Origin of the sequence: Saccharibacillus alkalitolerans, assembly GCF_011090185.1 — a bacterium.
GTDB lineage: Bacteria > Bacillota > Bacilli > Paenibacillales > Paenibacillaceae > Saccharibacillus > Saccharibacillus alkalitolerans.
Map to the genome: position 1 here is coordinate 215,151 of NZ_JAAFGS010000001.1, position 24,731 is coordinate 239,881.

The window sequence follows — 24,731 nt, forward strand, 5'->3', positions numbered from 1 at the left end:
CAATCCGATTGGCGGCGCCCGCTTCCTTTTACAAAGGGAGCGGGCGCCGTTTTGCATGAACGGACGCTTCCGGGGAACCTGGGCGTGACGTTTGGAAATCGGCGCACCGGTTAAGTAATGGATAAACGCGGCGGTTCGCAAACGGTTCGGCTCGGCTCCGTATGCCGCCTCCCCGACTGATAAGTATTGTTTATCGGCGGGGTTTATGAAGGGAAGCCGGATGCTTTTGCTTAAATTTTATGCTACGATGGACGGAGCAGGAACAGGGTTTGCAAGGAAGCCCGCTTCGCGCCGAGCGCGATCAAATACCAAGGGGGAAACGCCGTTATGTCAGCGCCTAGCGTACAGAAATTGTGTGAATCGACCAGAGAAAAGTTGAAAACCGCCGCCCTGAGAATCGAAGCTTTTTTGAACGAGTATTCGCTTCCTCAGCTTGCCCAGTCGCAGGACGAGGAGGAAGTGTCTTACTACAAAGGATTTTTGTCCGATCTTCGCCATCTGCTCGTGTTTTCGGAAACGTCCTCCGAAAAAATCGGGGTACTGCTTCGGCGGGCCAATTTCGACGTCAATTCCGCGGAAGACACGCTGTACAAGGTGTATCATAACGTCATCAACAGCTTCTTTTATCCGAAAAACGAATGCTACGCGGAAGACGGCCGCTACGCTTATACGGGACAGGAAGCGATCCGCTTCCGCAGACAGATCGCCGCTCCGGCGCGCGAAGTCATTCTCGACGTGACCAAGACTTACGAAGAACTGCGCGACGATCTGGATTACTACGAGAGCGATTATCTGAGCCAGCGCCGGATGAGCGCTCCGCGCCCGTAAAGGCCGCAAAATCCCGAATAACCGGTCCGTAAGTCCCTTTGCAGGCCCGGTCTTCCGGGCTTAAGCTGGATTTAAAACCGAGAGAAAGGGAGTGCTGAAGGTGGTTATCGAACCGAGAACGGCCAAGCAGCTCATCGAACTTCAATGGATGGACAGCATGAATCTGGACAAATCTTCGTTAAGCAGCATGGCGCAGGGCAAAATCGATTCGTCGGTATTCGCTTCGCTGCTGCAGCAGAAGATGGAGCAGTCCGGCACCAGTTCGATCTCGGCGGAGGAACTGATGAAGACGCTGGCCGCGATATCGCTGCCGGCCGATCAAGTCGATTCGCTTAAAATGGGGGCGACGTCGCTCGGCGGAGCTTCTTCGCTGGACAGCTCGGCGGCCCGGATCGAAATGCCGAACGTGTCCGAGCCGAAGGTCAAGTCGGGAACGCCGAACGCAGGTGCCGCGCAGTATGCGGATATCGTGCAGGCGGCCAGCGCCAAATACGGTATCCCGCAGTCGCTGATCAACGGCATTATCGACGCCGAATCGTCATTCAATCCCAACGCTCAGTCGGGCGCCGGAGCCAAAGGGCTCATGCAGTTGATGGACGGAACGGCCGCCGGCCTCGGCGTGAAGAATTCGTTCGATCCCGAGCAGAACATCAACGGAGGCTCCAGTTACATCGCTTCGATGCTGATCCGTTTCGGAGGTTCCCAAAGTTTGGCGCTAGCGGCTTACAATGCGGGACCGGGGACGCTTCAGCGGTTAGGCATCCGTACGGAAGAAGATCTCAGAGCCAAGTTCGATCAGCTTCCGCGAGAGACGCAGAACTATATCGGCCGGGTCGAGAAGGCTCAGGCGAAATATATCTGAGCCGTTCCGGCGTCAGGCGAAGATCAAAGAGGAGAAGCGAGGCTTTCCCTTTTTGATCTTTTTGCCGTTTGCGGGAAAGCGCGATAAGATAGAAAGACCAATGAAGGGAAAGAAGGGTTCGGGTTTATGCTGAATTTCGATCATGCGGCCTCCACGCCGGTTCATCCCGACGTGATCCGCACAATCGCCGAAGTGATGGAAGCGCACAGCGGGAATCCTTCGTCGATTCATCGCGGCGGCGAGGCGGCCTCGAAGCTGCTGGAGCGCTCGCGTGAAGTATGCGCGGCGGCGCTCGGCGTGAAGTCCGGAGAAATCGTGTTTACCTCGGGGGCGACCGAAAGCAACAATTTGGCGGTCAAAGGCGCCCTGTTGGGCCGGACCGACGGCAAAGTTCATATCGTTACCACCCAAATCGAACATTCCTCGGTGTCGGAGAGCTGCAGGCAGTTGGAGGCTTTCGGCATCGAGACGACATACGTACCGCCGGAAGCGGACGGGACCGTCTCGCCGGACAAAGTGCTGGCGGCCGTGCGGGAAGATACCGCGCTCGTAAGCGTTATGCACGTCAACAACGAAACGGGGGCGGTGCAGCCGGCTGCGGAGATTGCGCGCCGGGTCAAAGAGCGCAGTTCCCGCATTCTGACGCATGTGGACGGCGTGCAGGGATTCGGCCGCCTGGCGCTCGATCTGAACGCTGCCGGAATCGACTTGTACAGCGTGTCCGCGCACAAAATCGGCGGCCCGCGCGGAGTCGGCCTGCTTTTCGTTCGCGAAGGGGCAAAGCTGTTCCCTCTGCTGTCCGGCGGCGGGCAGGAAGGCGGACTGCGCGCCGGAACGGAGAATGTCGCTTCGATCGTGGGGGCGGCCAAGGCGTTTCGCCTGGCGGCGGAAGGACAGGCGGAGCGCTTCGAAAAAATGAAGAGACTGCGCGAGAAACTGGTTCGGGAAGTTCGCCGGCACGAAGCGCTGACGCTGACCGAGCCGGAGCATCCCGCTCCTCATATTGTGCATTTTACGTTTCCGGGCTTGAAATCGCAGGTGATTCTGCATACGCTGGAAGAGCTCGGAGTGCTGGTGTCCGCCCAGTCCGCCTGCTCGGCCAAAACCGAGAAACCGAGCCGGGTCTTGAGCGCGATGGGCCGGAAACGCGATCATGCGACGTCCGGCATCCGTTTCAGCCTGGGCGACGAACATACGGAAGAAGAAATCCGGCTGCTGTCGGAGGCGCTCGAGCGGACCGTGGACCGTCTTGCGCCGATTGAGGGGAGAAAAAGATAACGAATGAAAAAATACGATTACCTGCTGCTGCGTTTCGGCGAAGTGACGCTGAAAGGGCGCAACCGGGCACGCTTCGAGAAAGCGGCCGTGGAGCACGTGCGCGCGCTGCTGCGTCCGTATCCGGATGCCAAGGTCCGCCGGGAATTCGGCCGCATTTATGTCGATCCGGGCAGCGAAAACGCGGAAACGCTTATTCCTGTGCTGCAAAACGTGTTCGGCATGACGTCGATGAGCCCCGTGCGGGCAGTGGCGCCCGAGCTGGACGAAATCGTTCGCGCGGCCGCCGAGCTGGTCGAAGCGATGGACTTGAAACGGGAAACGACGTTCAAAACGAATGTGCGCCGGGTGTGGAAGCAATTTCCGCATTCGTCGCAGGAAGCCAATCCGCTGATCGCGTCTCCCCTGCTCAAGCGTTTTCCGCTGCTGAAAGTCGATATGCGCGAGCCGGAGCTGGAGCTGCGGGTCGAGATTCGCGATAAATTCGCTTACGTCTACGGAGAAGTGATTCCGGGGGCGGGCGGATTCCCGCTGGGCACGAACGGAAAAGCGCTGCTGCTGCTGTCGGGAGGCATCGACAGTCCCGTGGCCGGCTGGTCCGCGCTTCGGCGGGGGCTGGAAGTCGAATGCATCCATTTCCACAGCTATCCGTTTACGAGCGAGAAGGCGAAGGAAAAAGTGATCGATCTGGCCCAGGCGCTGGCCGAGTACGCGGGGAAGGTCCGTCTGCATATCGTGCCGTTTACGGAAGTGCAGACCTCTTTTACCCGGATGGGCCAGGACAATCTGATGATTACGCTGATGCGCCGCGCCATGCTGCGGATCGCGACGAAGATTGCCAAACGGGAAAAAGCGCTGGCGCTCGTCACCGGCGAAAGTCTCGGCCAGGTGGCCAGCCAGACGCTGCCGAGCATGAACGTGATCGAGAGGGCGACCGAGCTGCCGATCCTGCGTCCGCTTGTCATGACGGACAAGGACGAAATCATTCGCCTCTCGCGCCGGATCGGGACGTACGAGATCTCGATTCTGCCTTATGAAGACTGCTGCACGCTGTTTGTGCCGAAGTCGCCGACAACGAATCCGAATCTGCGCATCGTGAACAAGGTCGAAGCGATGACGCCGAACCTGGAACGGCTGATCGAGGAAGCGGCCGACGGAACCGAGACGATCGAACTGCTGGCGGGCGGTTCGCGCCTGCGGCGCGACGAAGCGGACGCCGAATCGGCAATCAAGCAGGAATGGTTCTGAGGAGCGGGGAGGCGTTCCGACCGCGCAAAGTTTTGCCGAATCGCTGAACAAACGGCCGGAAGGTTCCGATAAAAAGAAGGATAGGTACGCGCAGCGGTGCTCTTTGGGCTCAAAGCGGCGCGAAAAAGCCGCAGGGGGAGAATCGGATGCCAAACAATAATCAAAAGGCTGTCGGAATTTTCATTATCATCGCCGGACTGATCATTCTCTTGGGGCAATGGGGAGTATTCACGTTTTTGGGCCGCGTCTTCTGGCCGCTTCTGCTGCTCATTCCAGGCGTGGCGCTGCACTTGGCTTACGCTTCGCGCACGCTGCCGGCCTGGGCGCTCATGCCCGGCGGAACGCTGACGATATACGGCATCGTTTTCTCGCTGTGCAACACCTGGGGATTCGGCTTGATCGATGTGCTGTGGCCGGCGTTTTTCCTCGGTCCCGGCGTGGGTCTTTACGAATATGTGCTGCTGTCGCATGAACGTTCGAAGACGCTGCATTATCTTGCGCTCGGATTGATCGGCTTATCGCTCGTGCTGTTTATTTTCAGCCTGCTCGGCCCGTTTTTTCTTTATACTTTCGCGGTGCTTCTGATTTTGACGGGGGCCGTGTTGGTGTTCTGGCCGGAGATTCAGCAGATGAAGCGCGGCGGATGGCGTTAAATGTAAAAAGTCTTGAAATTTTATGAAAATCGTGTACAATAGAAGGGATTGAGAGGCGTCGGCACTTCTGCCGGACGCTTCTTTTGTGAGAATCGTAAGCATCCGTTTTTTAACATTTTTAATAGAGAAGGGAACATTCCACCCATGCATTCGAGAGAACAAATCCGCAATATCGCGATTATCGCCCACGTCGACCACGGCAAAACGACGTTGGTTGACAAACTGCTGCAGCAATCCGGTATTTTCCGCGACCATGAGCATGTGCAGGAGCGCGCAATGGACTCGAACGATCTCGAAAGAGAACGCGGCATCACGATTCTGGCGAAAAACACGGCGATTACTTATAAAGATTATCTGATCAACATCGTGGATACTCCGGGACACGCCGACTTCGGCGGCGAAGTGGAGCGCATCATGAAAATGGTCGACGGCGTTCTGCTGGTCGTCGACGCTTACGAAGGCTGCATGCCGCAGACCCGTTTCGTACTGGGCAAAGCGCTGGCGCACAACCTGACTCCGATCGTCGTCGTCAACAAAATCGACCGTCCGGCGGCACGTCCGGCGGAAGTCATCGACGAAGTGCTCGACCTGTTCATCGAACTGGGCGCGAATGATCACCAGCTCGACTTCCCGGTCGTGTACGCTTCGGCGCTGAACGGTACGTCGAGTCTCGACGCCGAGAAGCAGGACGACAACATGCAGGCGATGTACGACACGATCATCGAGAACATTCCGTCGCCGACGGAAAGCGTCGAAGAGCCGCTGCAGTTCCTCGTTACGCTGATGGACTACAACGAATATCTCGGTCGTATCGCCATCGGCCGCGTTAACCGCGGCGTGATTCGCCAAGGCCAATCGGTAGCCGTCATGACGCGCGAGGGCGGAATGAAGCAGGCCCGGATCGAGAAGCTGTTCGGCTTCCAAGGTCTGAAGCGCATCGAGACCGAACAAGCCGGAGCAGGCGACATCATCGCGATCGCAGGCATCAAGGACATCAACATCGGCGAGACGATCGCCGATCCGCAAAACCCGGAAGCACTGCCGGTTCTCAAGATCGACGAGCCGACGCTGCAGATGACGTTCCTCGTTAACAACAGCCCGTTCGCGGGCCGCGAAGGCAAATGGGTCACTTCCCGCAAACTGCGCGACCGTCTCTTCTTCGAACTGGAGACCGACGTCAGCCTGCGCGTGGAAGAAACGGACAGCCCGGACGCGTTCGTCGTATCGGGACGCGGCGAGCTTCACCTCGGCATCCTGATCGAAAACATGCGCCGCGAAGGTTACGAAATGCAGGTATCGAAGCCTGAAGTTATCGTGCGCGAAGTCGACGGCAAGAAAATGGAGCCGATCGAACGTCTCCTGATCGACGTGCCGGAAGAGAGCATGGGCGCCGTTATGGAAAGCCTCGGCATGCGCAAAGCGGAAATGGTCAACATGATCAACAACGGCACCGGTCAAGTCCGTCTGGAGTTCCTGATTCCGGCCCGCGGCCTGATCGGCTACCGCACGAACTTCCTGACTCTGACTCGCGGCTACGGCGTCATGAACCACGCGTTCGACAGCTACGGTCCGCTGATCGGCGGCCAAGTCGGCGGACGTCACCAGGGCGTACTCGTTTCGACGGAAAACGGCAACGCGACGCTGTACGGCATCCTCGGCGTCGAAGACCGCGGCACGCTGTTCGTGGAGCCGGGCGCGGAAGTATATGAAGGCATGATCGTCGGCGAGCATACGCGCGACAACGACATCGTCGTCAACATCTGCAAAGAAAAACAGCTGACCAACGTGCGTTCCGCAACGAAAGACGATACGGTCAAAATGAAGACTCCTCGCCTGTTCTCGCTGGAGCAAGCGCTGGAATATCTGAACGACGACGAATACTGCGAAATTACGCCGAAAAACGTTCGTCTGCGCAAAAAGATCCTGAACAAGGGCGAGCGCGAGCGTGCCGAGAAACAGCGCAAGCAGGCTCAAGCCAATCTGTAACTTCGATTTTTCGAGCAAGCAATCGGTAACTTTTCCCGCTCCGCCGGCGTCTTAATGAGAAGACGCCGGACGGATGCGGCGAACAGGGTCCGCCGCCGGGGTGGCGAGCGGGCCCTGTTTTCATTTGCGCGGTTGCGTCAGAGCGATTCCGTGCGGATTGCATAAGAGAAGGAGCTGGATACGAAATGAGCAGTACACGAGGAGGCGGGTTGCCGCCGCGTGCTGGCGGAGGTCGGGGACGTTCCGCCGAAACGCCTTCCGCACGCCGAAGCGCAGGAGCTTCGGGCGGCGGGGGAGGAAACGGACGCCGTCCGGCAGGCAAGAAAAAAAAGAGCGGAGCCAAGCGCTTTTGGACCTTTTTTCTTGTTCTGCTTCTCCTGCTGGTCGTAGGGGCGGGCGTTTATCTGGGATGGATGTATCAAAAGTCGCAGTCGATCGGCACGGGCGGAGAACCCGCAAAGCCGGCTTCGACCCAGCCGATCGCCATGGTGCTGCTGGGGACGGACTTCCGGGAAGAAACCGATTCGCACCTGACCGACGTGGTAATGGTTGCGGCGATGAATCCGAAGACCGATACGGCCACGGTCGTGTCGCTTCCGCGCGACACGCGTATCGAGCTTGAGGGCTATAAAGTGCGCAAAGTCAACGCCTACTACCCGGCTTTCCTGGCTCAGGAAAAGAAGGGCGAAGGCGAAGCGAAAGCGGCGATGCAGCGCATGCTGAGCAAGTATTTCGACATTCCGATCGACTATGTGACGGTCGTCAATTTCCAGAGTTTGCGGGATATCGTCGATGCGCTCGGCGGCATCGAAGTCGACGTGATGATGGATATGTGCTACAAAGACACGGCCGACGGAACGGATATCAACCTGAAAAAAGGGCCGCAGAAGCTGGACGGCAAAAACGCGCTCGACTATGTGCGTTACCGGAAGACGAACTGCAACCCTCCGACCGGTCCTTCCGACGACTTCAGCCGGAACCAGCGGCAGCAGCAGGTGATCGGCGCGATCATGGACAAGGTGCAGACGTTCAACGCGCTGACCAAGTCGGGCTCGCTGATCGACGCGGTGGCCGACAATACGGATACCGATCTCGAGAACAAACAAATTCTCAACCTGGTCAAAACGTACTGGGACATCCCGAAAGAAAATATCAGCTACCCGAAAGTGACGGGGCAATGGAGAAGCCCGTTCGTCTATATCAACGACGGCGAGCTTTCGGCCGCGAAGCAGGCGCTCAAGGACGAGCTTGCCGGCAACCACCGGTCTTCGTCCGCCGAGAGCGGGCAGTGATTGAATGAGCTTTTCGCGGTATGGTATAATCGGGACAGGCAGGAAGCTTCGCGCCTATTTTCGATCAGACGCCGTATAGGAGGCCATATGATGTCCGAAGCCGTTACGCAATTGACCGAATCCTTGTTCATGCAGCTGCAGGGCGAGACGTTCGCGCTGCTGGCTACTGTCGACGCAGAAACGAACGGTCCGACCTCGACGGCCATTTCCTGGCTGTATGCCGTCAATCCGGGCACGCTCCGGTTTGCGGTAGATCATCGCTCCCGTCTGGTCCGCAATATGATGCATAACCCGAAGGTGACGCTGACCGTTTTCGGAGGCGAGAAAGTGTATGCCGTCAACGGAACGGCACGGGTCGCTCAGGACCCGCTGCAGGATGTGCCTTTCAAAATGTGCTGTTTCGACGTGGAAGTCGAAGCCGTGCGCAACGCGCTGTTTTACGGAGCACATTTATCTTCATCTCCCGAATATACCCGTACGCTCGATTTCCAGGCTGCCGAAATGCTCGACGGCCAGGTCATGAGCGCCATGAAAAAAGCCTAGCGGTTTACCGCGGGCTTTTTTGCCTTTAACCGGAACGGCTTGCCCGGCTTTCCGGTTCTTGAAAGGGGGGATGCACGGTTTCGATCGGCACTTCTCGAATCGCCGCGGCGAGGGAAGAAGACTTGCGGTTTCACTAAGCCTCGGGAGGGATTTCTCGTGAAAAAGCTCTTTGTACTCGATACCAATGTTCTGCTGCACGATCCCCGCTCCATTTTTTCGTTCCAGGAACATGAAGTGATCATTCCGGCCGCCGTGCTGGAAGAGATCGATTCGAAAAAGAGGCTTGCCGACGAGATCGGCCGCAATGCCCGAAGCGTGTCGAGGGAGCTGGATGCTCTGCGGGAGCGCGGGCATCTGCATGACGGAGTAGAGCTCGAATCGGGCGGAAGGCTCCGGGTCGAACTCAATCACCGCAGTTTCCAGAGCGTGAAGGATATGTTCGGAGAAATGACGAACGACAACCGCATTCTGGCCGTTGCGCTCAATTATCATAAAGAACAGCAGGAACTGCCGGCAAACGAAGCCCGATTGGTCGTCATGGTCAGCAAGGATGTGCTCGTCCGGGTCAAAGCCGACGTGCTCGGCCTGACCGCCCAGGATTATATGACGGACCGAACGGCGGATCCCGATGCGCTGTACGCCGGGTATGTGCCGCTTCAGGTGCCCGACGAGACGATCGACCGCTTTTACCGCGATAAGTATCTGTTCGTCTCGGATATCGGAAGCGCGGCGGAGCAGCTGTATCCGAACGAATTCGCCATTTTGAAAGATGAGAGCGGCAGCAAATCCGCGCTCGTCAAGCTGAATGCGGAAGCCAGACGGCTCGAGCCGCTGTTCCAGGGGCACGATCCCGTCTGGGGCATCATGGCCCGCAACGCGCAGCAGCGAATGGCGCTCGAACTGCTGCTGTCGGAAGACATCCCGCTTGTCACCATTACCGGCAAAGCGGGCACGGGCAAGACGCTGCTTGCGCTGGCGGCCGGATTGATGAAAGTCGAGGACGACCGCAAGTACAAAAAGCTGCTCGTGGCGCGTCCGGTCGTACCGATGGGCAAAGATATCGGCTATCTGCCGGGCGAAAAGGAAGAAAAACTGCGGCCGTGGATGCAGCCCATTTACGATAATCTGGAATTTTTGTTCGATACGAAAAGCGCGGGCGACATCGACAAGATTCTGATGGGGCTCGGCAGTATTCAGGTCGAGGCGCTGACCTACATTCGCGGCCGGTCGATTCCGTCGCAGTTCATTATTATCGACGAGGCGCAGAACTTGTCCAAGCACGAAGTGAAGACCATTATTTCGCGCGCGGGCGAAGGCAGCAAGATGGTGCTGGTCGGCGATCCCGACCAGATCGACCATCCTTATCTCGACGCGACAAGCAACGGCTTGAGCTATGCGGTGGAGCAGTTCAAGTCGCAGAAGCTGGCCGGGCACATTCATTTGGAAAAAGGCGAACGGTCGAAACTTGCCCAGCTGGCGGCGGATCTGCTGTAGCTTGTATTCGGATCGGCGACGATAAGACCGCAATCGAATTTTACGGAATCCGGGTTTTGCTACCGGATTCTTTTTTTGGTTGGAAAAAGGATCGTTTGATACAATGGGGAAAGCAGGAAACGGAGGGGACAGACTTGAAGCGAAAAAATCATTTCGTGCTGTTCGGCATACTTCTGCTTGCCCTGATCAATCTGTCGCCGTCTCTGCCGGAGACTTCTCCGCCAGGACCGCAAAAGGATCGGGCCGAAGAGGCGTCGGCATTCCGGGGAGGGGAATCGGAGCGGCCGCTGCGGGATATCGAAGTCCACACGATGATGGAAGCGGAAGAGTTCAAGGCGCTGCAGTCGGTAAGCGAAGAATATGAACGGCGTTCCGGCTCTCGCGTGATTCTAAAAAACGTAGCGCCGGAACAAGCCTACAAAGCGTACCGGGCAGCTTATTCGGCGGGAAACGAGCCTGATGTTTTGATGCTTGACGGAAGCTGGGTAGCCGATTTTGCGGCTTCGGGCCGCCTGCTGCCTGCGGATCTGTACGAGGCGGGCGTCGCTTCGGCTTCCGATTCGCTGCCGATTTCGGCGGCTTCGGTAGAATGGAACGGCTATCGTTGGGCGGTTCCGCTCGACTTCGATCCTTACGGCGCAGCCTGGAACCCCGAACGTTTCAAGGCGACTTCCGGGGAACTGCCGCAGACGGAAGAAGCTTGGAACGACTGGGAGGCGGATGTGCCGAAAGCCGAAAAAGCAGGCATGCCGAAAGCCGCTTCGCCGATTTCAAAAGAGGTGGTCGGCCTGCCCGCCGGGGATATTCGGGCTTTTGCCGCGCTGATCGCTCTGTGGAAAGGCTCGGCCGACAGCGAAGACGCCGAACGGGTAAGCCGTGCGCTGACGCTTGCGGATGATCTTCGATCCCGCACTTATTTGAATCCGTTGTCCACTCGGGACGGACATTCTTCCGCGAGTCTTCGCGCGAGGGTCGAATCCCGCGAACTTGATCTGGCCGTCGATCGGCTGTCCAGACTGGGCGCCGAAGATTCTTCTTCTTCCCGGGTTATTCCGCTGCCTTCCGCCGCTCGCACGGCAGCTCTCCGGTGCTTCGGCATTACGGCGAACACCCGTCATTCGCGGGAGGCTTCTCTCTGGATTTCCTTCATGACGGGCCGCGAAACGCAGAGCGCCTGGTATGAATCGACCGGCCATCTGCCGGTACTCCGAGTTGTGTATCAAGAACCGGAAAGCGCCGGGCTGCTGCGCTGGCTGCCCCAGTCGCAGACCGAGCGTCCGGCTCCGGGAAGCGGCGTCCCGAATCCGAAAAAGGTCGCGAAGCACGAAATTTCGTTGAACCGCTCGCTCGAGCGCTTTTATGAAGGAAAGCTCGGCGCGGACAAGTTTGCCGCCTATTTGATGCCCTGATCGGGCGGTTATCCGCCGAAAAAGTCCCTGCCGCATGCGGCAGGGACTTTTTCGGCTCGCGGACAAATCCGGGCGAGCGGAATATTCGCAGGCAGGCTCAAAGGGTCAAGCGCAGCGAAATTTTCAGGCGGCCGTTGGCCGTTTCGACGCTGCTGACTTCGACGGGAGCGACCTGCTGGGGATAGAAGCCCAGGTCGTATTTTTGTTCCAACTCCTTGCGGGTGCTTTCCGGCAGTTCGAGCCCGTTGAACACCAGCTTGTCGACATGGAACAGAATGGCGTTATCCGGTTCGGCTTCCAACGTATATCGGCCTTCGATCCGGAGCGTCAGCCTGCCCTGCTGACCCTCGGCCACGACCCGGCCGTCCTCGAACGTAAAGGCGAAATTTTCGAAGTCCGAGCTTTGCGAACGAAGAAAATCGTTCAGCTCGCCGTCCGTAAGTTCGATCGTGTAACGCGTGCCGAGTCCCGACACCTGCATCTTGCCGCTGCTTTGCAAAAAGTCGGGAAGCTTGTTGCTGGCCGCCGCCAGGGAAGAAAAGTATTCGTCAACCTCGTACAGCCCCACATTGTTCCAGTACACGTTCAATTCTTCGGCCAGCCTGCCCAGGCTGGCGGGATCGTCGCTGGCGAGCAGGCCGGCGTCGATGTCCTCCTGAAGCGCACGGAGGCGGCGCTGCTGATTTTCGATGCCCAGCTTGATATCCTCCAGACGCAGCGCGTTGGCGGCCAGATCGTCGCGCCGGCTGCGGAGATCGTCCGTATCCCTCCGAAAGGCGAGCAGCACCTCTTCGTCGTGACGGACGGCAAGCCGGTAATACGTATACAGTCTGGTCAATTCGCCGAAAGACCGGGCATTGAGCAGGGACAGAAGCATCGGCCGCTGACTCTGCATATACTGGGTACGGACGATAGTGCCTGTCCGCTCGCGGCTGTCGGCGATCCGGCCTTCCAGGCGTTTGATCTCTTCGTTCAGCCGTTCGCGCTGCCGAGACAACTGTTCTTGTTCGCCGGCAATCCGCTCGACGTCGCGCTGCAGTTCGTTCAGCGACAGCGTATTTTGAAGAAGCTTGCGCTGCTCGGGCGTCCACTCTTCGGCAGTGCCGGAGGCAGACGCGGTGTCCGCTCCGGCAGCCAGTGCAAGCGCGGCTGCGAGCAGGCCTGCGCATAGGCGCTTCGACACGGCATATACCTCGCTTTCCCGCTATGGTAAAATAAAACTCCGCGGCGAAAAAATCGCCGAGTCGATCGGGTGAAAAAAGAAGCCGGCGTTCCGTGCGGAAGACAGAGTCGGACTCGGCCGTTCCGTTTTGCGCCGGCGCAGGTTTTTTCTTAACTTGATTATAAAGCCGGGGACTGCGTCAGTAAACCGCATGCGCTTCTGCGCGCATTTCATTAAGGAGGAAACGATGAGAATCGAAGTGATCGGGGGAGGAGCGCTGGGACTGCTGTTTGCCGCCCGGGCGGCGGCAGGAGGCACGGCTACCGTACTGTACGCGCGGACGGAAGAACAGGCGCGGCTCGTGTCCGGGTCGGGCATCGAAGTGCGAAACCGGGAGGAGGAGGCCGGAAGCCGGGTCGGGCCGCCCGAACTCGAAGCGCTGCCGGTCCGCCGGTTCGGCTTATCCTGCGGAGAGACGTCGGAACGCTGGGTCGTGCTCGCCGTCAAGCAGAAGGATTTGGACGAATCTCTGGTCGCCCGTCTGCGGGAAGGCATGCGTCCGGGCGACCGCCTGCTCTGCCTGCAGAACGGGACCGGCCATCTGGAACGGCTGGGCGAAGCGCTGCCCGGGGTGCTCATCTATGCGGGAATCACGACCGAAGGCGCGCGGAGGCTCGGCCCCGACTCGGTGCTGCATGCCGGAAAAGGAACGACGTTGATCGGCATCCCGGATACGAAGGGAGAACGGCCCCGCGGGGAGCAGGAAGCGGCCGAGAAAAAATTGGAGAACGCGTTTGCGGCGGCAGGATTATCGCTGTCGGCGTCGAATGAAATCGAAACCGTCATGTACCGGAAACTGCTGATCAATGCGGTTATCAATCCCTTGACCGCGATCTGGCGCATCGAAAACGGCGCGCTTCTTGACAGCGAGCCGAGGCTTGCCGTGATGAGGGCTCTTTTTGACGAAGTGACGGCGGTCTATTCGGCAGCGGGGATCGGAGTGTCCGACAGCTGGTGGGAAGATCTGCTGGGAGTCTGCCGGGCGACGGCCCGCAACCGCTCTTCGATGCTGGAAGACGTGTCGCGCGGCAGAGAGACGGAAGCGAAGTGGATCAGCGGGGGAATAGCGGATCTGGCGCGGCGCGCGGGCTTGGAAGCGCCGATGAACCGAACGCTGCTGGGCCTGATTACGGGAATGAATTAAGCGGCAGCCCGGCACATGCGCCCTGCAAAAAATTACCGAAGCGGAGGAACGATATGTTCGAGACGGTTTCCGGCGTGTTGATTACGCTGTGCGTGCTGCCTTTTTTGCCATTCCTCTTGATTTACGCCGTCGGCGCGCTGCGCAGGGAACCGAAGGGGCTTTCGTTTCGGCGCGCCATGGATTTTACGACGCCTTTTCTCGTCTTTTCCGTATCCGCGCTCTACAACTACGTGTTCGGTTCTTCTTTCGGTTTCTATCTGCTGCTTCTCGCTCTCCTGATTTTGGCAGGCCTGCTGGGCAGCGCGCAAAACCGCAAGCGGGGGCGAATCGATCCCGTCCGTTTGTTCAAAGGCTTCTGGAGAATTTCGTTTCTTCTTCTGGCTCCTTGCTATCTGCTGCTCGGAATCTCCGGTTTTATTCTGCATATCGTAAATAGCTAACACGACTATGGTACATTGTGAAATAAAAAACGAAAATAACTTCGGTTTTTTTGCCGGAATATCAAGGTTTAAGACAGGAAATGTGACAGAAAACGCATTAAATTTGAAAAAAAGCGTAAGATTCTGAAAAAAGGTTATAGATTTTTTTTGCAACGGGGGGTATAATCAATAAAAAAATTAATCTTTTTTAGGGGGAAAGCTGCAGGATGAAAAAGAAAAGCTGGATGTTGCTTCTCACGCTGGTTCTTGTAATCGGCACAGTTCTCGCAGGCTGCGGAAGCGCCGAAGAGACAGCTACTACGGATTCGGGCAACACGACCGAACAAGGTACCACGGATAACGGAACGGCTGCAGAGCCGGCCGCTACCGACGCCAACCTGGCAGCCGACCAGACCCTGCACCTGAACCTGAGTGCGGAACCGCCGACACTCGACCCGGCGCAGGCTCAAGACAGCCAAGCTAACACCGCGCTGCGTTTCATGTACGAAGGTCTCGCGACGATCGATGCTGACGGCAACCCGGCTCCGGGCGCCGCTGAAAGCTGGGACGTTTCGGAAGACGGCCTCACTTACACGTTCCACATGCGTGAAGGCGCGACTTGGAGCAACGGCGATCCTGTAACGGCCAATGACTTCGTATTCGCTTGGGAGCGCGTGCTGAGCCCGGAAACCGTTCCGGCTCCGGTATACGCTTACCAGCTGTACTACATCAACGGCGCTGAAGACTTCAACACAGGTAAAACGACAGACTTCTCGAAAGTAGGCGTTAAAGCCGTCGACGAGAAAACGCTGGAAGTTACCTTGACGAACCCGACTCCGTACTTCCTGGGTCTGACTTCGTTCTATACGTACTACCCGGTTCACAAAGCCAGCGTTGAAGCCAGCGATGCTTGGGCAGCTGACCCTAGCACAATGGTTACCAACGGACCGTTCACCCTGACGACTTGGACTCCGGGCTCGGAACTGAGCTGGACGAAAAACGACAAGTATTGGGACGCGGCCAACATCAAGCTGACTAACGTTACGGCTTCCGTCGTAAACAGCGGCGCAACTGAAACGGCTTCGTACCAAGGTGGAGAAATCGATTATGCCGGCGCACCTACCGGCGAAATCCCGACCGACCAAATCCAGCCGCTTTCGCAGCAGCTGCCGGACGAGTTCAAACTCACCGACATCGCTTCGACTTACTACTATGAGTTCAATACAAAAGCTAAACCGTTCGATAACGTAAAAATCCGTAAAGCATTCGCAATGGCAATCGACCGTCAATCGCTGATCGACAACGTAACGAAAGCAGGCCAAACGCCGGCATTCGGATTCGTACCGACATCGATCGCCGGACTGAACAACCAATCGTTCCGCGACACGCATCCGGACAGCGAGTACTTCAAGGAAGACGCGGCACAGGCTAAACAGCTGCTCGAAGAAGGCATGAAAGAAGAAGGCTACACTACGCTTCCTCCGGTAACGCTGCTGTACAACACGAGCGAAAACCACCAGAAACTGGCCCTGGCCATCGCTGACATGTGGAAAAAGAACCTCGGCGTAGACATTCAAACGAAAAACGAAGAATGGTCCGTATTCCTGGAAAGCAGAAAAACGGGCAACTTCCAAGTCGCTCGCGCAGGCTGGTCGGCCGACTACAACGATCCGATGACTTACATGGATATGTTCGTAAGCGGCGGCGGCAACAACAACACGGGCTATGCGGATCCGGCATACGACAAGCTGATCGACGAAGCTTACAAAGGCGGCAACGATCTGGAAAAACGCATGCAGGACATGGCTGACGCAGAAAAAATGCTGATCCAAGACAACATGGTCATCATGCCGGTTTACTACTATACGCAAGCGTCGCTCACCAAACCTTACCTCAAAGGCGTAACGACCGACTTCTCCGGTGCAATCAACTTCACTCGCGCTTACCTGGAAGAACACTAAGATCCAAGATCGAAGTGAGTAAGATCCAAGTTAAATAAAGGCTCGGGATATATGTGGATTTCCCATATATCCCGATTTTTTTGCATGTTCACCAAACTTCCATTTTTGCTCTTGCTTAACCAGTAAATAGGGTTGAAAATAATGAATATGCAACTATATATGCCAACTAGCTAAAACCGTATCGAAAAAGGATGAGAAGAAGGGGGAGAGGTTCGCAAATGGCACGGTATATAACCAGTAAGCTCATATATACGCTGCTTTCGCTGTTTATTTTGATTACGGCGACGTTTTTCTTGATGAAGGCTATCCCGGGCGATCCGTTCATGTCCGAGAAAGAAGTTCCGGCTCCTATTCGGGCGCGTTTGGAAGCCCAGTACGGATTGGATAAACCTCTGATGACGCAGTACGTCAATTATCTGGGGAACATCGTTCAGGGCGATCTGGGTATCTCGATGAAAAAGCTGAATCAGGAAGTTTCCCACATCATCGGGCAGACGTTCGGCGTTTCGCTGAGACTCGGCCTGATTGCTGTCGTGGTATCGATTATTGTCGGGGTAACCCTCGGGCTCTTGGCGGCCCTATATCACAGGAAATTCATTGATAGCGCCGTTATGGTGCTTGCCGTCATAGGCATAGCGGTGCCGAGCTTCGTGCTTGCCTCGCTGCTGCAGTATGCGCTCGGTCTCAAGGCGGAACTGTTCCCGATTACGGGACTCAGAAGCCCGCTCGGCTACGTGCTGCCGGTCGTGGCGCTCTCGGCCGGACCGATCGCATACATCGCACGTCTGACCCGTTCGAGCATGCTGGAAGTGCTGCATGCCGATTATATCAAGACGGCTAAGGCCAAAGGCTTGAAATGGCCGGCGATTCTCTGGAAGCACGTCATTCGCAACGGTATTTTGCCCGTAGTTACTTATGTCGGTCCGATGACGGCCAACATTATCACGGGCTCCGTCGTAGTCGAACGCATTTTCGGCATCGGCGGCATCGGTAAAGTATTCGTGGACAGCATTACGAACCGCGATTACACCATGATTATGGGCGTCACGCTGTTCTACGGCATCATTCTGATGGCCGCGCGGTTCATTACCGATATCGTTTACGTATTCGTCGATCCTCGGATCAAATTGACATCGGGCAAGGAGGGCTAATCAAGTGGCTAACGAAAACATGGCGAACAAGCAGCCTCTGCCCGCTCTTACGGCAGCTGACTTTGAGCCTGTCAATATTAACGAACGCGAATCCGAAGTCATCAAGCGCGAAAGCCTGACGGCTTGGCGCGATACTTGGGAGCGCCTGCGCAGAAACAAAGTCGCGATGAGCGGCTTGATCGCTCTTGTTCTGATTATTATCGCTTCCATCGTTGGTCCGTGGATCGCGTATTGGGTTCACGGTTACGATTATCGGACAAATGACCTGCTGGCAACGAACCAACCGCCGTCTAGTAAGCACTGGTTCGGCACGGACGACCTGGGCCGCGACATGTTCGTCAGAACATGGTCGGGCGCACGCATCTCCCTGATCGTCGGCGTCGCGGCGGCAATGATCGACCTGCTGATCGGCGTTATCTACGGCGGCATCATGGGCTACTTCGGCGGCCGCGTCGATACGATCATGAACAAATTTTCCGAAATTTTGTACTCCATTCCTTACCTGCTCGTTACGATCCTGCTGCTCGTCGTCTTCAAACCGAGCCTGGGCACGATTATTTTGGCCCTGACCATCACGGGCTGGATCAACATGTCGTGGATTGTCCGCGGCGAAATCATGAAATTGAAAAACCGCGAATACGTGCTCGCTTCCCGTTCGATGGGCGCCGGCACGGGCAGACTGCTGTTCCGTCACCTGCTGCCGAACGCGAGCGGCCCGATCATCGTTACGCTGACGCTGTCGGTTCCGAGCGCGATCTTCGCCGAGTCCTTCCTCAGCTTCCTCGGTCTGGGCGTGCAGGCTCCGGTCTCGTCTCTCGGTTCGATGGTCGAGAACGCGCTCACCGGCTGGATGTTTTATCCTTGGCGGATGCTGTTCCCGGCGGTGCTGATCAGCGTGATCATGCTGGCGTTCAACCTGCTGGGAGACGGACTGCGCGATGCGCTGGATCCGTCGCTTAAAAACAAATAATTCGCACACTGTTAAGAGAAGGAGGCGCCAGCCATGGGAGCACAACTGGGCAAGAACCTGATTGAAGTTGAAGGATTGAAAAAGCATTTTAATGTAGGAAACGGCAAAGTGCTCAAGGCGGTCGACAACCTGAACTTCTTTATTCGTGAAGGCGAAACGCTGGGCATGGTCGGCGAGTCGGGCTGCGGCAAGTCTACGGCCGGACGCACGATCCTGCGGCTCTACGAGCCGACGGCCGGCAGCGTACGCTTCAACGGAACGGACATTTACAAATTGTCCCCGAACAAGATGAAAGCGATGCGCCGCGACATGCAGATGATCTTCCAGGATCCGTACGCTTCCTTGAATCCGCGCTTTACGGTATCGGACATTATCGGCGAAGCGTTGGACATTCATAATATGGCCGGCAGCCGGGGCGAGCGCAAAAAGCGTATCGAAGAACTGCTGGACCTCGTCGGCCTGAATACCGATCACGCGACTCGTTATCCGCACGAATTCTCGGGCGGTCAGCGCCAGCGGATCGGGATCGCGCGAGCGCTTGCGGTCAATCCGAAATTCATTATTTGCGACGAACCGATCTCGGCGCTCGACGTGTCGATCCAGGCTCAGGTCGTCAACCTGCTGCAGGATCTGCAGGAGCGCCTCGGCCTGACTTACCTGTTCATCGCGCACGACCTGTCGATGGTCAAGCACATCAGCGACCGCGTCGCGGTCATGTATCTGGGCAAAATGGTCGAACTTGCGGACAGCGAAGAGCTGTACAGCAATCCGATTCACCCGTACACCAAATCGCTGCTGTCGGCGATTCCGGTCGCCGATCCGGAAGTCGAAGCGCAGAAAAAGCGGATTCTGATGACGGCCGAAGGCGGCGGTCCGATCCGCTCGGCGAACGAAAAAACCGAAGAAACGACACTGGTGGAAGTTTCTCCGGGCCACTGGGTCGCTACGCCTTATTAAACGATAAGTGCGGACCCGCCATGCCTCGGCCGTATTCCGGCGAAGGAGGCGCACCGTCTTTCCCGAGCGTTTTACGCTTGGAAAAGACGGTTTTTTTGTTTTCTTTTTTCGACTTTGTTTCGAATCGAAAGAAAGTTACTTTGACGACTTGGGAACGATTGGGTACAATCAAGAAGGGTTTAGCAGACAGGAGACAGGAGGCAAGGCCAAACATGAATGTCATTCCGCAGGCGCTTCGCAAGGGTTCGGCCTTGGGAGAAGATTATGTGCGCGGACAGCACGCGCAGGAATTATACGAATACGATTTGCGCGACGGACAGTCGCTGCGGCGCCGGGCCGAATGGCTGGACGCTTCGCGTCAGCGGCCGCGCGTCGACCGGAACTCGCTTGTGGAAGTGCTGGGCGATTATAATGCCCGATATAACGGCAGTCCCGAAGTAAAGGGATCGCTGGAGAAGCTGAAGGACGAGCGAACGCTTGTCGTGGTCGGCGGACAGCAGAGCGGATTGTTTACCGGTTCACTGCTCGTCATTTACAAGGCGGCCACCATTATCCACGCCGCGCGTCTCGCTTCGGAGGAACTCGGACGCGATGTCGTCCCGGTGTTCTGGATCGCGGGCGAAGACCACGACTGGGACGAAGCCGATCACACTTACGTGCTGACTTCGGAGCTGGAGGTTCGTCGGCTGCGTATGGAGTCTTGGCATGACGGCAAGTCGTCGGTCAGCGGCGTGAAGGTGCCGACCGAGGAGTGGGAAAAGGCGATTGCGGAACTGGAGCTGACGCTCGCCGATTCCGAATACAAAGCGGAAATTATGGAACTGCTGCGCAGCGAGCTTCCTCAATCGCTCAGTCTGAGCGAAGGCTTTGCCCGGCTGCTCGGCCGATTGTTCGGCCGCTACGGCCTGGTGCTGGTCGATTCGGCCGACCCGGCTCTGCGCAGATTGGAAACTCCGATGTTCGAGCGGCTGATCGAACGCAATGACGAGTTTGAAGCGGCCTATCTCAGAGCGGCCGAACGGATCGAAGCGGCCGGCTACGAGCAGCAGGCGCAGGCGGTGGAAGGCGCGGCCAACCTGTTTTATATTCAAGAAGGTCAGCGGCTGCTGCTTTACAAGCAGGATGGCAAATTCGTCGATCGGCGCGGTACGGTCATCCTGACGAAAGAGGAACTGCTCGAGCGTCTTCGGCGATGTCCGGAGTGTTTCAGCAATAACGTACTGACCCGTCCGCTGATGCAGGATTACTTGTTCCCGGTGCTTCAGGCGGTGCTGGGGCTCGGCGAAATCGCTTACTGGGCGGGCACGAAGGACGGCTTCGAAACGGCGGGCATGCAGATGCCGATTCTGCTGCCCCGCATGTCGTTTACGCTGCTCGATCCGTCGACCAAAAAGCATATGGAGCATTACGGCTTAACGTTCGAAGACGTGATGGAGCGCTTCGGCAGCCGCAAGGAAGCTTGGCTCGCGGAGCAGGATAAGCTGGGGATGGACGATTTGTTCGAACAGGCGAAGGCGGAGTTCGAACAGCTGTATAAGCCCGTCATCGAACGACTGGGCGAGCTGCAGGCCGGCTTGGCGAATCTCGGCGAGATCAATCGCGAAAAAATCGCCCGGCAGATCGCCTTTTTGCAGGAAAAAACGAAGCAGACGATCGCCCGGCAGAATGAAGCGGAGCTGCGCAGATGGGACCGGATTTATAAAACGCTGTTCCCGCTGGACCGTCCGCAGGAACGCGTTTATACCGTGTTTTATGTGCTGAACCGTTACGGATTGGACTGGGTCGACGAGCTGATGAAGATCGAACCGGATCTGAACGGCGGCCACAGAATTATCGAAGCTTAAAATGCAGTTGAAAATAAAACAGCCAGCATGCTGGAACGGGAGGGTTTCACAATGAGTTCGTCGGCCAAGCAAAACAGCATTATCGCCGATATCAACCTGGCGCCGGAAGGGCATTTGAAGATTGACTGGGCTTCTGCGCACATGCCGGTGCTTAACCGCATCCGGGAGCAGTTTGAGCAGGATCAGCCTTTTAAAGGATTGAAAGTGACGGTCTGCCTCCATCTTGAAGCGAAAACGGCCTATCTGGCGAAAGTCATTCAAGCGGGCGGCGCGGAAGTCACCATTACGGGCAGCAATCCGCTGTCGACTCAAGACGACGTCTGCGCGGCGCTCGTCGAAGACGGCATCACCGTATTCGCCAAGTATCAGCCTGCGCCGGGAGAGCTTAAAGCGCTGAATATCAAGGCGCTCGAAGCGAAGCCGGATCTGATTATCGACGACGGCGGCGACCTGGCGACGATCCTGCACGGGGAACGCCCGGATCTGCTGGAAACGATCCGCGGCGGGGCCGAAGAAACGACCACGGGGATCATCAAGCTGCGCTCGCTCGAGAACGAAGGCACGCTGAAGCTGCCGATGATCGGGGTAAACGACGCTTTTTGCAAATCGCTGTTCGACAACCGCTACGGTACGGGACAATCGGCGTGGGACGGCATCATGCGGACGACCAACCTGATCGTGGCGGGCAAAACAGTCGTCGTGGTCGGCTACGGCTGGTGCGGGAAAGGCATGGCTATGCGGGCACGCGGGCTGGGAGCGAACGTTATCGTTACCGAAATCGATCCCATCAAGGCGGTGGAAGCGCATATGGAAGGCTTCCGCGTCATGACGATGATGGAAGCTGCGCCGCTCGGCGACTTTTTCATCACGGTAACGGGCAATAAGGCGGTTATCGCGGGCGAGCATTTCGACGTGATGAAAGACGGGGCGATTTTGTCGAATGCCGGTCATTTCGATGTCGAGGTCAGCAAGCCGGACATGGAAGAGCGCACGGAGTCGATCCGTACCGTTCGCAAAAACATCGAAGAATACCGGTTCAAAGACGGACGGAAAATTTACCTGCTGGCGGAAGGGCGTCTTGTCAACCTGGGCGCGGCTGACGGTCACCCGGCGGAGATCATGGATATGACGTTCGCGCTGCAGGCATTGTCGCTGCGCTACGTGAACGAGCATTACGAGGAGATCGGTCGCCACATGATCAAAGTTCCGTACGAACTGGACGAGCAGGTCGCCCGCTACAAATTGGAGAGCATGGGCATCCGGATCGATGAGCTGAACGACATGCAGAAACAGTATTTGCAGAGCTGGAACGTATAAACCGGAACGTATAAGAGCGTATAAACAGGGCCGTTTCTCCCGGGAAAATCAGGAGAAACGGCCCGTTTCTATGCAAAAAAAGAAGAATGGGACCGAAAAAAGCGTCAAATAACGCGAAAATTCATGAAATTTGCGGAAGGACTTTGATTTCGGGCGTCGAATCTATTATGCTGTAAGTGGTGGAAAGTGGTATGAAGTGGAGGAATAGAGGCGAGGAGTGGGTCTGGCGATGTTTATGGGCGAATACAGGCATAACATCGACGACAAAGGACGCATCATTATGCCGGCCAAGTTTCGCGAGAAACTGGGAACCGCATGCATCGTGACGCGCGGCCTGGACCAGTGCCTTTTCGTTTACTCCGAGCAGGAATGGCAAGTTCTCGAACGCAAGCTGAATAACCTGCCCCTGATGAAAGCGGACGCGCGGGCGTTTACCCGGTTTTTCTTTTCGGGCGCGGCGGAATGCGAATGGGACAAGCAGGGAAGAGCGAATCTCCCCGCCAATCTGCGCGAATACGCGCAGCTCGACAAGGAATGCGTCGTGATCGGCGCAGGCAGCCGGGTAGAGATCTGGAGCCGGGACAAATGGGACGGCTATTACAAGCAGTCGGAAGAGTCCTTCGGCGAGATTGCGGAGAAGCTGTCCGATTTCGACATCGACTTTTAACGAAAAATTACGAATGCGACATGTAACGTCTGGGGGATACGAAATTGTTTCATCACATTACGGTGCTTAAGGAAGAAGCGGTCGAAGGGCTGAACATCAGGCCGGACGGCATTTATGTCGACTGCACGCTCGGCGGGGCCGGGCACAGCTCGCTGATCGCGTCGAAGCTGGGCGAGGGCGGCAGGTTGATCGCGCTCGATCAGGACGATTGGGCACTCGACAACGCGCGCGAGAAGTTGGCGCCGTACGGCGAACGCGTCACGCTTGTCAAGACCAATTTCCGGGAGCTAGAGAACGCGCTCCGTCAGGCCGGCGTTCCGCTTGACGAGGAAGGCGTGCCGAAGGTCGACGGTTTTCTGTTCGATCTGGGGGTCTCTTCGCCGCAGTTCGACGAAGCTTCCCGCGGGTTCAGCTACAATCACGAAGCCCCGCTCGACATGCGGATGGACCGCTCTTCCGAGCTGACGGCCAAGATCGTCGTCAACGAATGGCCGGAGGAAGACATCGCGCGCATTTTGTACCGCTACGGAGAAGAGAAGTTTTCGAGGCGGATCGCGGGCAAAATCGGCCAGCACCGGGCCAAACAGCCGATCGAGACGACAACGGAACTCGCGGAGATCATCAAGGAAGGCATTCCGGCGGCGGCGAGAAGAACGGGCGGCCATCCGGCCAAGCGCAGCTTCCAAGCGCTGCGGATCGCCGTCAACGACGAGCTTTCGGCCTTCGAAGACGCGCTGCATGCGGCGGTACGCTGCCTGTCGCCGGGCGGCCGGGTGAGCGTCATTACGTTCCACTCGCTCGAAGACCGGATCTGTAAGCAGCTCCTGCTCGGTTATACGGGCAAAAACGTAGCTCCGCCGGGCTTCCCGGTCGAAGTGTACGAAGGTCCGAACAGCATCAAACTCATTAATCGCAAACCGATTTTACCGACGGATGAAGAGATCGAGCAGAATCCGAGATCGCGTTCGGCCAAGCTTCGGGTAGCGGAAAAGCTGAAATAACATCGAATTTATTCCAAGACGAGGAGATTGATCTATGGCACAGACACGCGGGAATCTGGCGATCCGGGAACAGGAGAAGCGGCAAAATTCAACTTCGCAGCAGTACCGGCAAAAGACGACGGTGGTGACGCGCCGGGCCGAGCTCCCCGCCAGGGAAAAACTGCTTTATTTGGCCAGCGTGCTGGTTGCGGTCGCCCTTTGCAGCATTGTGGCTTGGCGGTACGTACATATTTACGACCTGAACCACAAGATCGCTTCGGCGCAAAGCGAAACGAACCAAATCAACAAAAACATCGCCCAAGCCGAACGCGATAAGCAGGAACTCCGTCAGTCGATCGTGCCGACGGCGCTCTCTTTGGGCCTGGTTCAGGCAACGGAACACGAGCCGATCTTCGTCGAGCGCAAAACCGGCGAAGAAAAACAGTCGGCGGCGGATAAGGGCAATTAAGAATATCCCGGCAGAGGCGCCGAACGGCGCCTTGATTCGC

General features: G+C 57.1%; 22 protein-coding genes. 21 read left to right on the plus strand and 1 reads right to left on the minus strand.

Features of this window, described 5'->3' with window-relative positions; all coding sequences use genetic code 11:
- Positions 1 to 327 precede the first annotated feature (327 nt).
- The 10 genes from GYN08_RS00895 to GYN08_RS00940 all read left to right on the plus strand — a co-directional run bounded on the left by GYN08_RS00895 (position 328) and on the right by GYN08_RS00940 (position 11,590).
- Positions 328 to 828 carry a DUF3907 family protein gene (locus GYN08_RS00895; protein ID WP_166271615.1) on the plus strand — a complete coding sequence of 167 codons (501 nt, stop codon included), beginning with the start codon at positions 328 to 330 and terminating at the stop codon, positions 826 to 828.
- A 100-nt stretch (positions 829 to 928) separates the two neighbouring features.
- Positions 929 to 1,690 carry a lytic transglycosylase domain-containing protein gene (locus tag GYN08_RS00900; protein ID WP_328802392.1) on the plus strand — a complete coding sequence of 254 codons (762 nt, stop codon included), beginning with the start codon at positions 929 to 931 and terminating at the stop codon, positions 1,688 to 1,690.
- A 126-nt stretch (positions 1,691 to 1,816) separates the two neighbouring features.
- Positions 1,817 to 2,968, plus strand: a complete 1,152-nt coding sequence (locus tag GYN08_RS00905) for a cysteine desulfurase family protein (RefSeq protein ID WP_166271617.1) — start codon at positions 1,817 to 1,819, stop codon at positions 2,966 to 2,968.
- A gap of 3 nt (positions 2,969 to 2,971) precedes the next feature.
- On the plus strand, positions 2,972 to 4,213 hold the full coding sequence (gene thiI / locus GYN08_RS00910) for a tRNA uracil 4-sulfurtransferase ThiI (RefSeq protein ID WP_166271619.1): 1,242 nt from the start codon (positions 2,972 to 2,974) through the stop codon (positions 4,211 to 4,213).
- A 146-nt stretch (positions 4,214 to 4,359) separates the two neighbouring features.
- The gene (locus tag GYN08_RS00915; RefSeq protein WP_166271621.1) at positions 4,360 to 4,866 is read left to right on the plus strand and encodes a hypothetical protein; all 507 of its coding nucleotides are present in this window, start codon (positions 4,360 to 4,362) and stop codon (positions 4,864 to 4,866) included.
- A 144-nt stretch (positions 4,867 to 5,010) separates the two neighbouring features.
- Positions 5,011 to 6,852 carry a translational GTPase TypA gene (gene typA, locus GYN08_RS00920; RefSeq protein WP_166271623.1) on the plus strand — a complete coding sequence of 614 codons (1,842 nt, stop codon included), beginning with the start codon at positions 5,011 to 5,013 and terminating at the stop codon, positions 6,850 to 6,852.
- A 185-nt stretch (positions 6,853 to 7,037) separates the two neighbouring features.
- On the plus strand, positions 7,038 to 8,144 hold the full coding sequence (locus GYN08_RS00925) for an LCP family protein (protein WP_166271625.1): 1,107 nt from the start codon (positions 7,038 to 7,040) through the stop codon (positions 8,142 to 8,144).
- A gap of 90 nt (positions 8,145 to 8,234) precedes the next feature.
- Positions 8,235 to 8,687, plus strand: a complete 453-nt coding sequence (locus tag GYN08_RS00930; protein ID WP_166271627.1) for a pyridoxamine 5'-phosphate oxidase family protein — start codon at positions 8,235 to 8,237, stop codon at positions 8,685 to 8,687.
- 156 nt (positions 8,688 to 8,843) lie between these two features.
- Positions 8,844 to 10,181 (plus strand): PhoH family protein, encoded by a 1,338-nt coding sequence (locus tag GYN08_RS00935; RefSeq protein ID WP_166271629.1) that lies wholly within the window; start codon positions 8,844 to 8,846, stop codon positions 10,179 to 10,181.
- A 134-nt stretch (positions 10,182 to 10,315) separates the two neighbouring features.
- Positions 10,316 to 11,590 carry an ABC transporter substrate-binding protein gene (locus tag GYN08_RS00940; RefSeq protein ID WP_166271631.1) on the plus strand — a complete coding sequence of 425 codons (1,275 nt, stop codon included), beginning with the start codon at positions 10,316 to 10,318 and terminating at the stop codon, positions 11,588 to 11,590.
- Between the two features lie 97 nt (positions 11,591 to 11,687).
- Here GYN08_RS00940 and GYN08_RS00945 read toward each other — a convergent pair whose 3' ends face one another.
- On the minus strand, positions 11,688 to 12,773 hold the full coding sequence (locus GYN08_RS00945; RefSeq protein WP_166271633.1) for a coiled-coil domain-containing protein: 1,086 nt from the start codon (positions 12,771 to 12,773) through the stop codon (positions 11,688 to 11,690).
- Positions 12,774 to 12,999: 226 nt separating this feature from the next.
- Between GYN08_RS00945 and GYN08_RS00950 the strand changes: the two genes are divergently transcribed.
- The 11 genes from GYN08_RS00950 to GYN08_RS01000 all read left to right on the plus strand — a co-directional run bounded on the left by GYN08_RS00950 (position 13,000) and on the right by GYN08_RS01000 (position 24,691).
- A complete protein-coding gene (locus GYN08_RS00950) occupies positions 13,000 to 13,956 on the plus strand; it encodes a ketopantoate reductase family protein (RefSeq protein WP_166271635.1) in 957 nt (318 codons plus the stop codon).
- Between the two features lie 53 nt (positions 13,957 to 14,009).
- A complete protein-coding gene (locus tag GYN08_RS00955) occupies positions 14,010 to 14,396 on the plus strand; it encodes a DUF3397 domain-containing protein (RefSeq protein WP_166271637.1) in 387 nt (128 codons plus the stop codon).
- 206 nt (positions 14,397 to 14,602) lie between these two features.
- On the plus strand, positions 14,603 to 16,336 hold the full coding sequence (locus GYN08_RS00960) for a peptide ABC transporter substrate-binding protein (RefSeq protein WP_166271639.1): 1,734 nt from the start codon (positions 14,603 to 14,605) through the stop codon (positions 16,334 to 16,336).
- Positions 16,337 to 16,554: 218 nt separating this feature from the next.
- Entirely contained in the window at positions 16,555 to 17,487 is a 933-nt protein-coding gene (locus tag GYN08_RS00965) for an ABC transporter permease (RefSeq protein ID WP_166271641.1), read from the plus strand.
- A gap of 19 nt (positions 17,488 to 17,506) precedes the next feature.
- Positions 17,507 to 18,457, plus strand: a complete 951-nt coding sequence (locus GYN08_RS00970; protein ID WP_166273057.1) for an ABC transporter permease — start codon at positions 17,507 to 17,509, stop codon at positions 18,455 to 18,457.
- Positions 18,458 to 18,490: 33 nt separating this feature from the next.
- Positions 18,491 to 19,414 carry an ABC transporter ATP-binding protein gene (locus GYN08_RS00975; RefSeq protein ID WP_166271643.1) on the plus strand — a complete coding sequence of 308 codons (924 nt, stop codon included), beginning with the start codon at positions 18,491 to 18,493 and terminating at the stop codon, positions 19,412 to 19,414.
- Positions 19,415 to 19,626: 212 nt separating this feature from the next.
- Entirely contained in the window at positions 19,627 to 21,258 is a 1,632-nt protein-coding gene (gene bshC, locus GYN08_RS00980; RefSeq protein WP_166271645.1) for a bacillithiol biosynthesis cysteine-adding enzyme BshC, read from the plus strand.
- A 51-nt stretch (positions 21,259 to 21,309) separates the two neighbouring features.
- Positions 21,310 to 22,575, plus strand: a complete 1,266-nt coding sequence (locus GYN08_RS00985; protein WP_166271647.1) for an adenosylhomocysteinase — start codon at positions 21,310 to 21,312, stop codon at positions 22,573 to 22,575.
- A 229-nt stretch (positions 22,576 to 22,804) separates the two neighbouring features.
- Positions 22,805 to 23,242, plus strand: a complete 438-nt coding sequence (gene mraZ / locus GYN08_RS00990; protein ID WP_166271649.1) for a division/cell wall cluster transcriptional repressor MraZ — start codon at positions 22,805 to 22,807, stop codon at positions 23,240 to 23,242.
- A 44-nt stretch (positions 23,243 to 23,286) separates the two neighbouring features.
- Positions 23,287 to 24,243, plus strand: a complete 957-nt coding sequence (gene rsmH / locus GYN08_RS00995) for a 16S rRNA (cytosine(1402)-N(4))-methyltransferase RsmH (protein ID WP_166271651.1) — start codon at positions 23,287 to 23,289, stop codon at positions 24,241 to 24,243.
- Between the two features lie 34 nt (positions 24,244 to 24,277).
- On the plus strand, positions 24,278 to 24,691 hold the full coding sequence (locus GYN08_RS01000; RefSeq protein ID WP_166271653.1) for a hypothetical protein: 414 nt from the start codon (positions 24,278 to 24,280) through the stop codon (positions 24,689 to 24,691).
- Positions 24,692 to 24,731 lie beyond the last annotated feature (40 nt).

Bases quoted from the DNA above. Each gene is read 5' to 3' on its own strand.
- GYN08_RS00895 (WP_166271615.1), top strand. From the start codon at position 328: ATGTCAGCGCCTAGCGTACAGAAATTGTGTGAATCGACCAGAGAAAAG.
- GYN08_RS00905 (WP_166271617.1), top strand. From the start codon at position 1,817: ATGCTGAATTTCGATCATGCGGCCTCCACGCCGGTTCATCCCGACGTG.
- thiI (WP_166271619.1), top strand. From the start codon at position 2,972: ATGAAAAAATACGATTACCTGCTGCTGCGTTTCGGCGAAGTGACGCTG.
- GYN08_RS00915 (WP_166271621.1), top strand. From the start codon at position 4,360: ATGCCAAACAATAATCAAAAGGCTGTCGGAATTTTCATTATCATCGCC.
- typA (WP_166271623.1), top strand. From the start codon at position 5,011: ATGCATTCGAGAGAACAAATCCGCAATATCGCGATTATCGCCCACGTC.
- GYN08_RS00925 (WP_166271625.1), top strand. From the start codon at position 7,038: ATGAGCAGTACACGAGGAGGCGGGTTGCCGCCGCGTGCTGGCGGAGGT.
- GYN08_RS00930 (WP_166271627.1), top strand. From the start codon at position 8,235: ATGTCCGAAGCCGTTACGCAATTGACCGAATCCTTGTTCATGCAGCTG.
- GYN08_RS00950 (WP_166271635.1), top strand. From the start codon at position 13,000: ATGAGAATCGAAGTGATCGGGGGAGGAGCGCTGGGACTGCTGTTTGCC.
- GYN08_RS00955 (WP_166271637.1), top strand. From the start codon at position 14,010: ATGTTCGAGACGGTTTCCGGCGTGTTGATTACGCTGTGCGTGCTGCCT.
- GYN08_RS00960 (WP_166271639.1), top strand. From the start codon at position 14,603: ATGAAAAAGAAAAGCTGGATGTTGCTTCTCACGCTGGTTCTTGTAATC.
- GYN08_RS00965 (WP_166271641.1), top strand. From the start codon at position 16,555: ATGGCACGGTATATAACCAGTAAGCTCATATATACGCTGCTTTCGCTG.
- GYN08_RS00970 (WP_166273057.1), top strand. From the start codon at position 17,507: ATGGCGAACAAGCAGCCTCTGCCCGCTCTTACGGCAGCTGACTTTGAG.
- GYN08_RS00975 (WP_166271643.1), top strand. From the start codon at position 18,491: ATGGGAGCACAACTGGGCAAGAACCTGATTGAAGTTGAAGGATTGAAA.
- bshC (WP_166271645.1), top strand. From the start codon at position 19,627: ATGAATGTCATTCCGCAGGCGCTTCGCAAGGGTTCGGCCTTGGGAGAA.
- GYN08_RS00985 (WP_166271647.1), top strand. From the start codon at position 21,310: ATGAGTTCGTCGGCCAAGCAAAACAGCATTATCGCCGATATCAACCTG.
- mraZ (WP_166271649.1), top strand. From the start codon at position 22,805: ATGTTTATGGGCGAATACAGGCATAACATCGACGACAAAGGACGCATC.
- GYN08_RS01000 (WP_166271653.1), top strand. From the start codon at position 24,278: ATGGCACAGACACGCGGGAATCTGGCGATCCGGGAACAGGAGAAGCGG.